At 69.4% G+C, this 15,041-nt stretch carries 11 protein-coding genes and 1 pseudogene; 11 read left to right on the top strand and 1 reads right to left on the bottom strand.

Translation table 11 applies throughout. From position 1 onward, the window contains the following. The first annotated feature begins 650 nt into the window (after positions 1 to 650). Positions 651 to 1,479, top strand: a pseudogene (locus tag ACFVXK_RS30680) (IS5 family transposase). Here the strand turns inward: ACFVXK_RS30680 and ACFVXK_RS30675 are convergent. Continuing rightward, complete coding sequence (locus tag ACFVXK_RS30675) at positions 1,471 to 1,953, bottom strand: hypothetical protein (protein ID WP_389617920.1); 483 nt, start codon at positions 1,951 to 1,953, stop codon at positions 1,471 to 1,473. The pseudogene ACFVXK_RS30680 and the gene ACFVXK_RS30675 overlap by 9 nt on opposite strands. Positions 1,954 to 3,560: 1,607 nt before the next feature. On the opposite strand from ACFVXK_RS30675, the gene ACFVXK_RS30670 reads away from it, so the two are divergent. The 10 genes from ACFVXK_RS30670 to ACFVXK_RS30625 all read left to right on the top strand — a co-directional run bounded on the left by ACFVXK_RS30670 (position 3,561) and on the right by ACFVXK_RS30625 (position 14,882). Continuing rightward, positions 3,561 to 3,737 (top strand): hypothetical protein, encoded by a 177-nt coding sequence (locus ACFVXK_RS30670; protein ID WP_389617917.1) that lies wholly within the window; start codon positions 3,561 to 3,563, stop codon positions 3,735 to 3,737. Positions 3,738 to 4,899: 1,162 nt separating this feature from the next. Then, positions 4,900 to 6,003: a bifunctional DNA primase/polymerase gene (locus ACFVXK_RS30665; RefSeq protein WP_389617915.1), complete on the top strand. Its 1,104-nt coding sequence runs from the start codon at positions 4,900 to 4,902 to the stop codon at positions 6,001 to 6,003. After that, the gene (locus ACFVXK_RS30660) at positions 6,000 to 7,514 is read left to right on the top strand and encodes a phage/plasmid primase, P4 family (RefSeq protein WP_389617912.1); all 1,515 of its coding nucleotides are present in this window, start codon (positions 6,000 to 6,002) and stop codon (positions 7,512 to 7,514) included. The genes ACFVXK_RS30665 and ACFVXK_RS30660 overlap by 4 nt, the downstream gene beginning before the upstream one ends. Continuing rightward, positions 7,511 to 7,885 (top strand): DUF6009 family protein, encoded by a 375-nt coding sequence (locus ACFVXK_RS30655; RefSeq protein ID WP_389617909.1) that lies wholly within the window; start codon positions 7,511 to 7,513, stop codon positions 7,883 to 7,885. Before ACFVXK_RS30660 ends, ACFVXK_RS30655 begins: the two co-directional genes overlap by 4 nt. A gap of 431 nt (positions 7,886 to 8,316) precedes the next feature. Beyond that, positions 8,317 to 9,477, top strand: a complete 1,161-nt coding sequence (locus ACFVXK_RS30650; RefSeq protein ID WP_389617906.1) for a ParA family protein — start codon at positions 8,317 to 8,319, stop codon at positions 9,475 to 9,477. Next, on the top strand, positions 9,474 to 10,640 hold the full coding sequence (locus ACFVXK_RS30645) for a ParB/RepB/Spo0J family partition protein (protein ID WP_389617903.1): 1,167 nt from the start codon (positions 9,474 to 9,476) through the stop codon (positions 10,638 to 10,640). The genes ACFVXK_RS30650 and ACFVXK_RS30645 overlap by 4 nt, the downstream gene beginning before the upstream one ends. Before the next feature lie 122 nt (positions 10,641 to 10,762). Beyond that, on the top strand, positions 10,763 to 11,227 hold the full coding sequence (locus ACFVXK_RS30640; RefSeq protein WP_389617901.1) for a hypothetical protein: 465 nt from the start codon (positions 10,763 to 10,765) through the stop codon (positions 11,225 to 11,227). A 199-nt stretch (positions 11,228 to 11,426) separates the two neighbouring features. Further along, positions 11,427 to 12,008 carry a DUF1707 domain-containing protein gene (locus ACFVXK_RS30635; RefSeq protein WP_389617898.1) on the top strand — a complete coding sequence of 194 codons (582 nt, stop codon included), beginning with the start codon at positions 11,427 to 11,429 and terminating at the stop codon, positions 12,006 to 12,008. A 223-nt stretch (positions 12,009 to 12,231) separates the two neighbouring features. Further along, entirely contained in the window at positions 12,232 to 14,265 is a 2,034-nt protein-coding gene (locus ACFVXK_RS30630; RefSeq protein ID WP_389617895.1) for a sensor domain-containing protein, read from the top strand. Next, positions 14,229 to 14,882 (top strand): LuxR C-terminal-related transcriptional regulator, encoded by a 654-nt coding sequence (locus ACFVXK_RS30625; protein WP_389617891.1) that lies wholly within the window; start codon positions 14,229 to 14,231, stop codon positions 14,880 to 14,882. Before ACFVXK_RS30630 ends, ACFVXK_RS30625 begins: the two co-directional genes overlap by 37 nt. Positions 14,883 to 15,041 lie beyond the last annotated feature (159 nt).

Genomic DNA, 15,041 nt, shown 5'->3' with positions numbered 1-15,041 from the left:
GGGACCCCCAGCGCTGCGCGCTGGGCAGAGAGACTGCCTGCGCTGCGCTCCGGCAGAGCTGCCTTCGGCAGCAATCCCTTCCGCTTCGCTCCAGGGGATGCCCAGCGCTGCGCGCTTGGCAGGGAACCTGCCTGCGCTGCGCTCCGGAGCCTCAGGGCTGCGTGCTGAGGAGAGGCTCGGCCTCGCTTCGCTAGGCCTAGGCGCCTTCGGCGCCTGATGCCTGCGCTGCGCTCCGGCAGAGCTGCCTTCGGCAGCAATCCCCTCCGCTTCGCTCCAGGGATGCCAAGCGCGCAGCGCTTGGCAAAGAGGCTGCCTGCGCTGCGCTCCGGCAGGGCCCCCTTCAGGGGCCAGTCCCTTCCGCTTCGCTCCAGGGACCCCGAGCGCTGCGCGCTCGGTAGAGAACCCGCATGCGCTTCGTTCCAGGGATCCCAAGCGCTGCGCGCTTGGCAGAGAGACTGCCTTCGGCAGCACGCCCCTCCGCTTCGCTTCGGAGCCTCAGCCCTGCGTGCTGAGGAGAGCCTCGGCCTCGCTTCGCTAGGCCGAGGCGCCTTCGGCGCCTTGCTCTTCTGCTTCGCTCCGGCGGGGCTCCCTTCGGCAGAAGTCCCCTTAAAGCAGCGTTTCTTATGGCGTGATCGTTCGGTGAACCGTGCATGGCAGATCTGGTTGAGCGGCTGGTGCCGGACGAGTTGTGGGTGCTGTTCCGGCGGGTGGTAGCGCCGACGGAGGTCATACGTCCGCAGGGTGGCGGCCGACGCCGGGCGGGTGACCGCGAAGCCCTGGCCGCGATCATCTTCGTGGCCACCTCGGGCTGCACCTGGCGGCAGCTTCCGCCAGTGTTCGGCCAGAGCTGGCAGACGGTCTACCGGCGCTTCGCCCTGGGGAGTCGGGCCCGGGTCTGGGCCCGACTCCACCGCGTCATCCTCGACGAACTCGGCGCCCGCGGGGAACTCGACTGGTCGCGCTGCGCGATCGATTCTGTCAGCATGCGGGCTGCAAAAGGGGGCCTCTGACGGGACCGAATCCGACCGATCGAGGCACGTGGGGATCGAAGATGCATCTGCTCACCGACCGGAACGGACTGCCGCTGTCGCTGGGTATCTCCGGTGCGAACATGCATGACAGTCAAGGTCTTGAACCGCTCGTGCGGGGCATCCCGCCGATCCGCTCACGCCGCGGCCCACGGCAGCGACGACCGGCGAAACTGCACGCCGACAAGGGCTACGACTACGATCACCTGCGTCGATGGCTCCGCAAGCACGGCATCCACCACCGCATCGCCTGTAAGGGATCGAATCCTCACAGCGGCTCGGCCGCCACCGATGGGTTGTTGAGAGGACCGTGTCCTGGCTCGCCGGCTGCCGTCGCCTCCACCGCCGCTACGAGCGCAAGGCCGAACACTTTCTCGCCTTCGCCGGCATAGCCGCAGCCCTCATCTGCCACCGCAGACTCGTCCAGGACGGGCAGGAACAGTCAGCGTGAGGCCCCGACACTGGCGACCCAGACACCGAACGGCATGGTCTCCGGGTCGGTCCCGGTCTTCGTCGAGACGCTCTGCACGTCATCCAGATCCGACCAGACGATGGAGCCTGGCTCGCTGTTGGCCAGAAAGCCCTCGACGACCGGAGCGAGGTCGTCGGAAGCCACATAGGTACCGCTGAACGGCAACGAATCCGGGGGCACGGAACCGGTTGAGCACCGGAGCTGCCCGGCCTGTTCGTCGTGCCACACGTAGAAGGTCGCCACGCCGGGAAAGCCCAGATCGAGAATGCGTTGCCGGATGGCAGCAGCAGTCCGCTCGAAGGCAGCCACCACCGCGGCGACGGACAACGAAATCCTGTCCTCGTCCGCCGCACCCAGCGACCAGGTGTTGGTCTCCCACTCCACCCGCCGGTCAGCCGGCTCCAGCACCAGGGGCTCGTCCGCCACCTCAGCAATCCACGTCAACAGCACCACACCAGTATCCTGCAGAGCTCGGCCCGAGAATCACCAAAAGAAACAACGTCTAAAGCGCTGCGCGCTTGGCAGAGAACCCCCTGCGCTTCGCTTCGGGGCCTGAGCGCTGCGCTCGCGGGTGGCCCCTTCGTGGCCCCAGCATCTTGCCTTCGAGGAGCTTGCCTACTCCGCGGGCCCCAGGACCCGATCTTCCCTGAGGCATTCCTCCGCTTTGCTACAGGACCTGAGGTGCTACGCGCTCAGGAGAGAAAGGCCTCGCTTCGCGAGCCGGCCTCCGTCTGGGGGCCTGTCCTCCGCTTCGCTGCGGACACCGTGCTTCGCGCGGTAGGGCTCGGCTTGGTCGAGGCTACAGCCGGCCCTTCGGGCCGGGTCCTGCGCTTTGCTCGGACAGGTTCGGGTGGAGCTCAGCGGAACCCGAACCTCCGCAGGTGTGAGTGGCCCCGTTTTATTCAGTCTGGATCTCCGGCCCGTAGGACGGTCCGGTCTCCCACCTGGGTCCTTCCAGGTTCGCCTTCAAGACCAGCCTGGTCTGCGGGTCGAAAGCAGCCGGGTTCCGTCGATGGATTCCGTCCGGTTCCAGGGCTGTGGCCCCTCGTGCGAGGAGTTCGAGTCGCGCCTGCGGCTGGTCAGTGCTCGAAGATCTCTCCCAGAGGTATCTCACTGCCCAACTTGGATGCCAGGCACGGACCGTGCACGTAGAACTGTTGGGATTCCACCCTGTTTGGCTTCGTCGCGGTCAGCTTGACGAACTGGGGGTCTGTTTCCAATAGACCCCCAGAACATACGGCACACATATAGGATAGTTCGCTCACAACTCCTCCTCCAGGGTCCTCGGCCACTTGGTCGGGAGCTCCCTTGTTCATCTCAGCCAAACGGGCGATCTTCCCTCAGCCTGTAGTGCCACCAGCCGCCTCTTCTCCGGGGATCTCGGTACGCGAAAGGGTCAGGCAGCGTCCTTCGCCACAGCTCTTTATCCAGGCCCATGACCATGCCACCGAGTTCCTGACGTGCTGGTATCGGGAGGAGAGGCAGGACCCGTTCAAGCAGGTCCCTCGCTTCGGCAACATTCTCAAGCCCGTCAGAAGGACACGGGCACACGGCATACGAAATCTCTAGATATCGGCCCGGCTTGGCGAGAAAGTGCCGATACCAACGGAGAGCCGCCTCAACGCAGCCTGGCCATACGTCTTCGACGTCGGCCCGTCTCTCAAGCCTGTGAACCGCCGCAGACGTACACGGTGACAAATGGTCAATTTTGTAGGGACGGCCCACCGCACAGAGCCGCCGGTGAGGGACGCGCAAAGCGCCCGGCCGCCTACGCGGCATGACCCTTTCGGGCAGTGATCATCATGTCTCATATGCTCACACGAGCCAGCCCGCACTGTCGACTCACAAGAGCTGAACCATCATCGCTGCTTCAAACTGTGTGCCGGATTGACTCAGGAACCAGACCCATGGCGCCCTTAACCAGGACGCCTACTGGCTGTCGCGGATCAGTACAGCTGCACAGCACTCGATGAACCCGCACAACAGTGCCCCGGAACTGAAACTCTGCTCTACTCGGCTGGATCTTGACGTGATCCGGCAGTGAACAAACCCCCGAAGCGATGTCCGAGCTCGCACGCATGGACAACCTGGTCGAACGCCTGACCGCGGAGGGGGGATCCACCGTCTGGAATGTCCAGGGGCTCAGCGCACGCGCGCTGTGGGAGCAGGTGCGTCAAGAAGCCGACCGGTTCCTCCACGCGGAGGGCGAGACGGAACGGACGTTGCCGTTGGCTTAGGTAGCTCCGCTGACGACTGGGCCTGAGCCCTTGCAACGCAATCGCGTGCCCTGCGTTTGGCGCCGTACCTGATCGACTGGTGCGGTGCGCCGGTAGCGCGAGCTCCGCCGGGCGCGGCCTGACTGGGCGCGCAACGTGGCGCCGACCAGGCGGCCCGCGAGTTCTCCGGGTGGATCGGTCCAGTTCGTTCAGGACGTTCAAATTTCGGTCAGCGGACATCACCGCGAGCGTCCGCCCTCACCACCACGGCCACCCGCTCCAGGGCGGGGCAACAGGGGCGAGAGCAAGGACGGCCTGCGGTGCGACTGCGGGCACCGCACGACGACATCCTCTCCTCCGCCCACACAGTCCGGGACACCCTCGTCGGCCAGTGAAGGACCCCCGACGCCCATCAGCCGGTAGTGGACCGTGCATATAGGCCAGGTGGTCTTCTCCGCCAGCCCCGGGGACAGCGAACCTGTCTGCGGGGCTGGGGTCAGCGGGTGGGGGTCACGTCGTCGTAGGGGGCCAGGAGCACGGTCATCGGTGGTGGGGTCGGGCAGTGGAGCATCAGGCGGTCAGGAGGGGGGGTTCAGCTTGCTGTAGGGCCAGGGCAGGAAGTCCTCGTCCGCGGTTTGGCGTCCGGACTGCTCACCTCGACGGTGGGGTTCAGATCGGGTGGCAGGCCGGGTTAGCCAGAACGGGCCTGCTCTGCCGTGCTGCGGGGTTCAGCCGGCTCTCATGCGCCTCGGGCAGCGACCGCCAGGGCAGCCGAAGTTGCCAGGCCGAGGTGGCCAGCGACTGAGTTTTCGTTCAGTCGCTGGTCGTCAGTCGCTGATGAAACTGCAGGTCAGGGGGGTGCGGGGGAGGATTCAGCGACTGAAGCGACTGTAGGTTGGGTATATGAGGACATTCCTGCGTGCGCGTGTGCGTCATATATAGGGAGCTTCAGTCGCTTCAGTCGCTGTTTTCTGGAGAGAGGGCATTTGACCTGGTGTTTTTCTTGAGGGGGGATCAGCGACTGAAGGAGTTCGGTCGCTGCGGCGTGGTGTTCAGTCGCTGGCGGGGGTGCGGTGTTCGACACGCCGGGAGTGGGTTCCCGACACGCTGTACACGCCGGGGGCGTTGCTTCGCTAGGCTATGTCTGTTGTTGAGTCGCTTCAGTCGCTGATAGGGGAGCTAGATGCCCGTTGAGCTGCGGTTTTCTCGCAGTGACTCAGGGCAGGGCACCCCTGGTCGCTCGGTCGCTGGGCTCCGCCTGGCGAAGTGGTGCGTGAGCAACGGCTGGTCTGTGCACCCGTTGGCCCCCGGCAGGAAGACTCCCGCGGCCAACTGCCGGGACTGCGCTGGGACCGGGCACACCCATCAGGGGTGTGCGTGCATCGCCGAGGGTCGCTGGTGCCACGGGTTTCACGCGGCGACGCTGGACCACACCCGTATCGAGGACTGGTGGGGGACCAACCCCTACCTCGGCGTGGGAGTTGCCTGCGGACCGTCGGACCTGGTCGTGATCGACATCGACGCGCACGCCGGAGAGCTGCCGGCCCGGGACCGGATCCTCCCCGGCATCCCCATCGCCGAGGGGATCGACCTCGACGGGATGAGCACCGGCTACCACTCGCTCGCCGTCCTTGCCGCGCTGCGTGGCGAGGCCTCTCCTGCCACAGACACCACCACCTTGCGGGTGCAGACCCCGTCCGGTGGCATGCACGTCTGGTACAGGGCCACCGACGGCCGACGCTGGCAGTGCTCCACGGGATCGGGCAAGCGTGCTCTGGCCTGGCAAGTGGACGTGCGTGCGCACGGCGGGTACATCATCGCCCCCGGCACCAGTACCGAGGCCGGGACCTACACACCCCTCGGCACCGCTCGCCGGCCCGCCCCGCTGCCGGCGTGGCTCGCCCAGGAACTGCAGCGGACGGGCCATCTGCCGGCTGCTCACATCCCCGCGCCGCGTCCCGTGCCTCCACGGGCCCGTCAAGCGGTCCTGGCGGCAGGAGGGGGGCAGGACCAGACTTCGAGGCTGCTGGCTGCCCTGCTGGCCGATGTGGCCGCCTGTGGCGGCGTCAGCGAGGGCGCCGGATTCACGGAGAAGCTGAACCGTGCGGCTTTCACCCTCGGAGGGCTGGCGGCCGCGGGGCACCTCGCCGAGGCGGTGGCCGAGGAGGCGCTGCAGCAGACGGCGGACGCCGCCCGTCCCGGACAGGCGGCGCGCTCGACCCAGATCATCCGCAGGGGCATGGCCGCGGGCGCGCTGCGTCCCCTCCACCTCGGAGGCCGCCGGTGACGCCTACGCCCGATACCGGTGACTTCCTGTTCGACTTCGACCCGGAGGCCATCGCCGCGCAGATCCTGGCTCAGCCTCCGGTACCGGTCCCGGCCCAAGGTCGGGAAGAGGTGCTGCCCGGCCCCGCTACGGCTGCGGGTCTGATCCCGGATACTCTGAGTGATCGCGGTAACGCCAAGCTTTTCGTGCGGCTGTATGCGGGCGACTACCGGCACGTGCCCGGCCTGGGCTGGTACCGGTGGGACACCACCCGCTGGCAGGTCGACGAGGACGACACCGTCGTCTGGGCCGCCGGCGACCTCGCGGAAGCGATCGCCACCACCGACCCCCGCGGAGTCCACAGCAACCAGGCCCTGCAGAAGCACCGCCGGCGCGCTCTGAGCACGTCGGGGATGAACGCCATGCTCACTCAGGCCAAGGCGGCCCCTGGCATGGTCCTGCGCGCCGAACTCCTCGATGCCGACCCCTACGCCCTCTGCACCCCGGCCGGCATCGTCGACCTCCGCACCGGGCTGATCCGCTCGCCCCAGCCCGACAAGGACTTCCACTCCCGCTCCACGTCCACGGGGCCCCAGGCTCAGCCGACCCCGCGCTGGGACCGGTTCCTCGCCGACACCTTCGGCGACGATGCCGAAGGCCGGGAGATGATCGACTTCCTGCACCTGATGCTCGGCTACTCCATCACGGGGGATGTCGGGGCACAGGTCATGCCGTTCCTGTTCGGATCGGGCAAGAACGGCAAGTCGGTGCTGCTCGATGTGCTGATGAAGCTTCTCGGTGACTACGCCGACGCCGCCCCTCCCGGGTTCCTCATGGCCCGTACCTTCGACGGCCACCCCACCGAGCTCGCCGAACTCCACGGCCGACGCGTCATCGTCTGCTCCGAGGTCAAGCCCGGGGACAAGTTCGACGAAGCCAGGGTCAAACTCCTCACCGGCGGCGACCGGATCAAGGCCCGCCGCATGCGCCAGGACTTCTTCTCCTTCGCGCCCACCCACAAGCTCTGGCTCATCGGCAACCACCGGCCAGAGGTCGGCACCGGCGGCTTCGCGTTCTGGCGCCGCATGCGCCTGGTCCCGTTCGAGAAGGTCGTCTCCGACGACCGCAAGATCGACAACCTCGCCGACATCCTCGTCACCGAGGAAGGCCCCGGCATCCTCGCCTGGCTCATCGACGGAGCCCGCCGCTACCTCGCCGGCGAGAAGGACCTCACCGGGCCCACGCCCGTGCGCATCGCCACCACCGCGTACGCGGAGACCGAAGACCACACGGGACGGTTCTTCGAGGAGTGCTGCGTCCTCCATGGCGACCATCGGGCCGAGCAGGCCCGCCTTTACAGCGTCTACCGCACCTGGTGCCAGAATGAAGGAGCGCCCGCGGTCTCCTCCCGTGGCTTTGCGGCCCGGGCCCGCGAGCTCGTGGGCCTCGCCTCACCCAAAGAAATGATCTTGTCCAACTCGAAGAAGTACTACCCCGGCATCGGACTGCTCGCCGAAGAGGAGAACGCATGAGCTCCCTCATCTCCGACGACGAGATCCGCTACGAGGTCGAACTCGTCTGGCTCGAGGACGTCACCGAGCTCGACTACGTCCGCCAGTCCCTCGACCGCCTGCCGACCCGCCGTGGCAAACCCGCCTACCACCGCGACGGACGCCTCGTCGGGTACGCCGAGCTCAGCCCCCAGGCCAAACCGTCCCGCAGCAGCGGCACGTTCCGGCGCCGGGTGTTCTGGCTGCTCCCGCACGACCGCGACGCCCTTCCCGAGGGCCTCTACGCCACCGGCGCCCCGGCCGAAGCGGTCGACCCCACGACCCTCACAGCCGGCAGCAAGGGCAGGAAGACGGAGCGCTCCGAGCGCCCGTCTCAGACCACCGAGGCCTGACGAGACCAGCCGTTCCGGGGCGCTTGAGTGCGGCTGTCACTCCCCTGGCCTGGTCGTCGAGATCGGTGGCTTCCGCGACCGCGGTGCCGGCCCGGCGGTCAGGCTGAGGAGGAGCAGGGGGCGCCAGGTGGCGAGGACCGGGTGCAGCACCGGCTCGGGCTGGTCGGGGGGAACGAGCCGCATGATGACCCTCCGCTCGACATCGACCTTCGCGTGATCCTGAACGACTCACTGGAGGCCCGGCCGTGTTCGTCGGGTGGGCCGTGGCGATGTGGGGCGGTTGCTGAGCTGGGGTCGGCGCTTGGGGGTGGGCGTTGGGTGGGCGGGTGCGTGGTCGTTGTGGGGTATCAGCGGGCAATGGGTCGCAAATACGGGTGACATGACCGGGTGGCCTCTTCGCATTCCGCCCTGGCGGTTAGTAAGGTACCCGCATGACCGCTCCATACGATCCGGAAGTCAGGGAAAAGGTAGTCGCCAAGCTGCCCGCCACCCTGCGGCAGGAACTCAAGGTCCGCGCAGCGCAGTTGGGCGTGGACATCCAGGACGCCGTAACCGAGGGCGTCCACGCCTGGCGGGCCGACGCGTCCGCGGCGACGGTCGTCGCCACCGCGGGGGCCTCCTCCTTCTCGACCTACCTTCCCACCGGGCTGTACGGGCACTTCAAGGAGGACTGCCGGGCGCGGGAGGTCCCGTACAACCAGGGCCTGGCGCAGTCGATCCGGCTCTGGCTCGACACGCATCCCTCCCCCGCCGGCCGCCGTCGGCCGGCTCATGAGGGTGCCCGCCGGATCGTGGTCTGCAATCAGAAGGGCGGCGTGGGCAAGAGCGCGATCAGCAACGGCCTGTCCCAGGCCCTCGCCGAGACCGGTGCCCGCGTGTGCGTCATCGACTTCGACCCGCAGGGCCACCTGACGCGCCACCTGGGTGCCGAGATGCTCAGCATCAAGGAGCCCAGCCTCGCCAAGCACATGCTCGGTGAGATCGAAGGCCGGGTCCGCGACCTGCTCGTCCCGATCGAGCACGGGGTGTTCGCGGGCCGCCTCTTCCTGCTGCCCTCCTGTAAGGACGCCTTCCTCCTCGACGCCCGGCTGGCCACGACCCGCCACGTCCGGACCAAGGAGACCGCTCTGGAGAAGGCACTGGAGGAGCTGGAGAAGGAGTTCGACTACATCGTGGTCGACTGCCCGCCGAGCCTCGGCTACACCATGGACACCGCGCTCTACTACGCGCGCACCCGTGAGGGCGAGGCCGCCAAGACCTCGGGCATGATCATCCCGGTGCAGGCGGAGGACACGTCCGCCGACGCGTACGACATGCTCAGCGAGCAGCTCGAGGACCTCGTGGACGACCTCGGCATCGAGATCGCGGAGCTCGGGTTCGTGGTCAACCTGTACGACAGCCGCAAGGGCTACGTCGTCACCTCCTCCCTCAACAGCTGGAAGGAGTTCGGCGACCCGCCGGTCATCACCGTCATCGCGGATCTGAAGGAGCAGCGCGAGGCCGTGCGTGTCAAGCTGCCCCTGCTGCATTACGCGCCGGATTGCGAGCAGGCCGAGGCCATGCGTGAGATCGCCCGGAGGATCGCGGCATGAGCAAGAGCGACCTCCTCGGCACCGGAGCGGCCTTCAGCAACGCGCGCCGGACCGCCGGCCGGAGCGAGCGCGGGCGGGCCAAGGCCGTCGCGCAGGGCGACGTACCGGCGTACGAGCTGATCCGTGTTCCCCTCGACCAGGTGTGTCCCACGCCTCTCAATCCGCGCCGGAACTTCGGGACGGACGAGGAGAAGGCCCGCTTCGGTGAGGAGCTGCGGCAGGCTCAGCTGTCGGCCTGTGTCGTCGTCACCCGGGGTGCGTATCTGGCGCTCTGGCCGGACCACGAGGGCCGGATCGGGGCGGCCACGTATGTGCTGATCAACGGTGAGCGGCGGTTCCGCAGCGCGTTGCACGTGGGGCTGGAATTCCTCGACTTCGTCGTGCGTGACGATCTGGCGGGCTCGCGGACGGACTTCATCGACCATCTGCTCGCGGAGAACCTCGAGCGCGAGGACTTCGACGTGATCGAGCGCGCGCGGGGTGTGCGGCAGCTGGTCGACACGTGTGCGGAGCAGGGGCGGGAGCACGGGGCGAAGTCGCGGGCGGCGGAGCGGCTGGGCAAGTCGCCGTCGTGGGTGACCAATCAGCTGGTGCTGCTGGAGCTGCCGGAGGAGATCCAGCGCATGCTCAGCTCGGGGGAGATGCCGGAGCGGGACGGGCGTCTGCTGGCACGTGCCGCGAAGGACCGTCCGGGGGTGGACGCGGCTGCGCTGTTGGACCTGCTGCGGGAGAGCAAGGCGCAGGAGGCCGAGGTGAAGGCCGTGCAGCGGGAGGTGCTGCGCGAGGCCCGAGAAGTGCATGAGGTGGCGCCGCCCGTGCCGGTGCCCGTGCCTGTGCTGGAGCCGGTTGTTGTGCCGGGGCCCGTCGTTGTGGCGGAGCCGGTGCCGGTTGTGGCGGAGGAGGTGGGTTCGCCCGCTGACAAAAGTCGGGAGGCCGGGGTGGCGCCGGTGGGAGGTGCGGCTGCCGTCGGCGAGTTCACCGAGGGGGTGCGTGCGCCGGAGGCGGTGATTCCCGTTCAGTCGCCCCCAGTGGAAACGGGACCGGTCTCGTGGAGCGACCCGCAGGCGGTCTTCGAGGCGATCCGCCAGAACATGCCGCCGAAGCAGCGCGCGGAGCTGACCATGCTCCTGATCGACAGCAACGGCGGGGGCGGGCACCGCTGAGTGCCGGTTCCTTCGTGTTCCTTCGGGGCGACGGCCCGACTTTTGTCCGCGGACAAAAGTCGGGCCTCGTTGTTGACCAGGTGAGCCCGGATCTCCGGGCCGGTGTCTTGGCTCATCGAAGCTTGATCACCACCATGGGTGTCTTGTCGATCAGGCCGCGTAGCCTCGGCTGGGTGCCTCGCCATTCGAAGAAGCCCCGCAGGCTGGTCGCCGAGGGGCGCGTGTACATGTGGACGATGCGCCACAGCCACCAAAAGGGCCAGGACGGCCGGTCCGTGGACTGCCGCCAAACCCTCACCCTGACGCCGCAGCCGGCCGGCACCGGCGGCCCGCTGCGCATTGTCTTTGCCGATGGGCCAGGCCGGTACGTTCCCGGCGGGGCCCCCTTCGGCTCCGGGGATGTGGGCTTCACCCGGGGCGCAGACCTGAACCTCCACGAGCCGGGCGCCGTCCGTGCCCTGCTCGACGTGGCGCTGGTCCGTGGGTGGCAGCCGGGGGAGCAGCGGGCGGTGGAGGTCGACGGCTGGCCCCTGCTGGAAGCGGCGGCTGCCAAGCGAGCCGGGGAGGCAGGCGCTGCGGGCCTGTGAGGGACGGCTCCCCCACCCCGGGCTTCGTCCCTCGGCCATCGGCTGAGCGCCTGGTGGTCGGCGGTGGGGCCGGCCCCAGACACCGGCGGGCTTCACTGAGATGAGTCAGCCGGACTTTTGTCCGCGGACAAAAGTCCGGTGTGGGGCGGGGCAGGGCGGGCCTAGGGAAACGCTGGCGGGGGAGTTGTTGGATGGGTGTATGAGCGAAACACAGGCACAGGGACAGGGGCCGGCTGAGGCCGAGGGGCGGGCCGGGATCCGGGCTGCGGATGGGGATCGGGAGGCGGTCGCGGAGCGGTTGCGCGTGGCTGCCGGGGAAGGGCGTCTCGATCTGGCCGAGTTGGAGGAGCGGCTGGAGCGGGCGTACGCGTCGAAGACGTACGCGGAACTGGAGGGTCTGCTCGCGGACCTGCCAGCGGACGGTGGCTGGCCGGGGGACGGCACGCTGGTGCTGAAGACGCACCTGACGGCGATCCGGCAGTCCGGGGCCTGGGTGGTGCCTCCGCGGATCGTGGCCGAGTCCGGGATGCTGAACATCCTGATCGACTTCACGGCGGCGAGCTGTGCGCACCGTGAGGTGACCCTGGAGGCCTCGTGTGGGATGGGGACGGTCCAGGTCGTGGTGCCGCCCGGCTGGGAGGTGCGGATCGACCCGGCGAGCACCAACACCGCCCGCGTCGCCAACCGGGCGGACGGGCCGGTGGATCCGACGGCGCCGGTGCTGACGGTCGTCGGGCACCCGCGCTCCGGGTGGATCCGGATCAAGCGGGCCCGCGCGTAGGGATACTCACCGAGGCCCTCCCACGACGGGGGAAGTCAGGGGAGGGCCTCGGGGTCGGGCGGCCGGTCGGCGGGGGAGTCGACCGGCCGCCCTGTGGTGACAACGGTACGGATCGCGGGCGCCGTCGGGGATGGAGTTCGGGGTACAGGTGGGGTGGTGAAAACTGCACCTCGCACGAGATCGGCACGATCGGTGCTCGAACGGGTCGTGGGAAACTGGCCGGGTGCTCGCTCCGAACGCCCGGGAAGAACGACGTGAGGCGCCGCCCGGAGCGGTCGGCGCCCTGACAGGCCTGCGGGCGTACGCCATGGTGCCGCTGCGCGGCGCGGTGCTCGCGGTCCTGGGGCTGCTGGGTCTGGTGGCCCTGCTGCCGGCCGCGATCGCGGTGGGGGTCGGTGCGGTGGGCGCGCTGAACCTGTTCCGCCGACTGCCGCGGTTGCGGCGCGAGCTGGCCGGCCGGTGGTCGGAGGTGCCCGTCGACGATCCCTACCTGCCCGAGCCTCCGGAACCGCGGCAGCGTGACAGTGGGCTGTACCGCGACGGCAGGCAGCTGTACGCCTCGTACGGCTCGGCGGTGCGCCGCCGGCGGATGCGGCAGGTACGGCGCGATCCGGCGACGCGACGGGACCTGGCCTTCCTGCTGTTCGACCCGTTCGTCGGGGTTCCGTTGGCTTCGCTGCCCGTGACGTTGGTGGCCGGCGGCCTGTACGCGGCGGGCGCGGCCCTGGCCCGGGCGGCCGGCGGGGCCGGTCTGCCGGGGACGGCGTGGGCCGGTCCCGCGGTGGTGGCCGGGGTGGGGCTGGTGTCGCTCGCGACGGGGCTGACGGCCGGGCCGCTGGTGCTGTGGGTGCACGGATGTTGGACGCGGCTGCTGCTGGCCCGCCGGGTCGCGCCGCCGGTGGTGTCCGAAGGGGGTGCGCTGGGTCGGCGTCTTCGGATGCTGGGCGCCGGGGCCCTGCTGTCGCTGCTGTCGCTGGCCGGCGCGGTGCTCGCCGTCGTCCAGGTGGTCGCGCTGGTGGTCGGGGTGTGCACCGGGCTGGTGCTGCTCTTCCCGAAGGCCGTGGGGTTCGCCCGCCGCTTCGTCGGGCTGAGCCGGCGGCTGGCCGGGGACTGGCTGGGCGTGGAGATCCAGGCGCCCTATCTGCCCGCTCCGGAGCCGGTGCGGCGCGGGGCGGACGGCTATTACCAGTACGGGCGGCGCCTGTACCGGACCCCCTATCTGGTGCGGCAGTTGCAGCTGATGCGTCACGCCTCGGGTGATCCTGCGGTGTGGCGGGACCTGCTGTGGTCGGCGGTCAATCCGCTCGTGGCCGCCGTTCTGCTGGCGGTGCCGCTGGCCGTCGTCGGGTTCTCGCTGTTCGGGCTGATCGTGCCCGGGGTGCTGGACCTGGTGGCGGACGGGACGGGCCCGTACAGCTTCTGGGACGCGGCGCTGCGCCGACTGCCCCTGGGCGGGGCCCTCGCGGGTCTCCCGTGGGCGGCGGTCGCGGTGGGCGCGGTGTCGGTGGCGGTGGTGTCGTGGGTGGCGCCGTACGCGCTGCGGGCGCACGCCCGCTTCGCGCTGCTGCTGCTGCGGCCGACGCGGCACGCGCAGCTGGCCCGGCGCGTGGAGCGGCTGACGGAGACCCGGGCGGACGCCACCGGGGTGCAGGCCGCCGAACTCCGCCGCATCGAACGGGACCTGCACGACGGGGCCCAGGTGACGCTGGTGGCGATCGGAATGACGCTGCGGGTGGTGGAGCGGCGGCTGGGGGAGGAGGCCCCGGAGCTGCGTGAGCTGGTGGCCGAGGCCCGCCGGCAGTCGTCGACGGCCCTGGCCCAGCTGCGGGACCTGGTACGGGGCATCCACCCGCCGGTCCTCGCGGAGCGGGGCGTGGGCGACGCGGTGCGTGCGGTGGCGCTGGACTACCCGCTGGACGTCGAGGTGACGGTGGACGTTGCCGGGCGCCTGGAGGCGCCGGTGGAGGCGTGCGCGTACTTCGCGGTGTGCGAGGTGCTCGCGAACGCCGCCAAGCACTCGGGGGCCTCCCGGGTGCGCATCGACCTGCGGCACTCCGACGGGGTGCTGCGGATGACGGTGGGCGACGACGGCCGGGGCGGGGCCGATACGGCCAAGGGCACGGGCCTCGCGGGCGTGCGCCGCCGGCTGGGTACATTCGATGGAGACCTGTTCGTGAGCAGCCCGGTGGGCGGCCCGACACTTGTGACGATGGAGCTGCCATGCGTGTTGTCCTCGCCGAGGACCAGTTCCTCCTGAGGGAGGGAATGGTGCGGCTGCTGGAGTCGTACGACTTCGAGGTCGTCGCGGCCGTGGACAACGGCCCCGAGCTGTCGCGGGCATTGACCCGGCACCGGCCGGACATCGCCGTGGTCGACGTGCGGCTGCCGCCCACGTTCACCGACGAGGGGCTGCAGGCGGCGCTGTCGGCCCGCCGGGAGATCCCGGGACTGCCGGTGCTGGTGCTGTCGCAGCACGTGGAGCAGCTGTACGCGCGCGAACTACTGGCCGACGGACGGGGCGGGATCGGGTACCTGCTCAAGGACCGGGTCTTCAGCGACGAGGAGTTCGTCGACGCGCTGCGCCGCGTGGCGGGCGGCGGGACGGCGATGGACCCCGAGGTGATCTCCAAGCTGGTGGCCCGGGGAGAGCACAGCGGGCCGTTGACCTCGTTGACCGAACGTGAGCTCCAGGTGCTGGAGCTGATGGCGGAGGGCAGGTCCAACGCGGGCATCGCGCAGGAGCTGCACCTGAGCGACAGCGCCGTCAGCAAGCATTCGGCGAACATCTTCACCAAGCTGGAGCTGATGCAGGACAACAGCGACAACCGGCGGGTACTGGCGGTGCTCGCGTACCTGAACGCCCCGCAGAACTGAGGAGCGATCGCCCGGGGGTGGAGTTTTCTGTAGTGCGGGTGTGCTCGCAGCTCCATTCCGGCGCCTGGTGCCGGGCCCGTAGTTTCGTGTTCGGAAGGCGGGCCACAGGGTCCGGACAGGGACCAGGGCACGGATGAGGGAGTCAGACGGTGATGACGA

Source organism: Streptomyces sp. NPDC058157, from assembly GCF_042884105.1.
Classification (GTDB): Bacteria; Actinomycetota; Actinomycetes; order Streptomycetales; family Streptomycetaceae; genus Streptomyces.
The sequence above is the reverse complement of the archived record's forward strand: the minus strand, read 5'-3'. Positions and strand labels throughout refer to the sequence as shown.

Bases quoted from the DNA above. Each gene is read 5' to 3' on its own strand.
- ACFVXK_RS30670 (WP_389617917.1), top strand. From the start codon at position 3,561: ATGTCCGAGCTCGCACGCATGGACAACCTGGTCGAACGCCTGACCGCG.
- ACFVXK_RS30665 (WP_389617915.1), top strand. From the start codon at position 4,900: ATGCCCGTTGAGCTGCGGTTTTCTCGCAGTGACTCAGGGCAGGGCACC.
- ACFVXK_RS30655 (WP_389617909.1), top strand. From the start codon at position 7,511: ATGAGCTCCCTCATCTCCGACGACGAGATCCGCTACGAGGTCGAACTC.
- ACFVXK_RS30650 (WP_389617906.1), top strand. From the start codon at position 8,317: ATGACCGCTCCATACGATCCGGAAGTCAGGGAAAAGGTAGTCGCCAAG.
- ACFVXK_RS30645 (WP_389617903.1), top strand. From the start codon at position 9,474: ATGAGCAAGAGCGACCTCCTCGGCACCGGAGCGGCCTTCAGCAACGCG.
- ACFVXK_RS30635 (WP_389617898.1), top strand. From the start codon at position 11,427: ATGAGCGAAACACAGGCACAGGGACAGGGGCCGGCTGAGGCCGAGGGG.
- ACFVXK_RS30625 (WP_389617891.1), top strand. From the start codon at position 14,229: ATGCGTGTTGTCCTCGCCGAGGACCAGTTCCTCCTGAGGGAGGGAATG.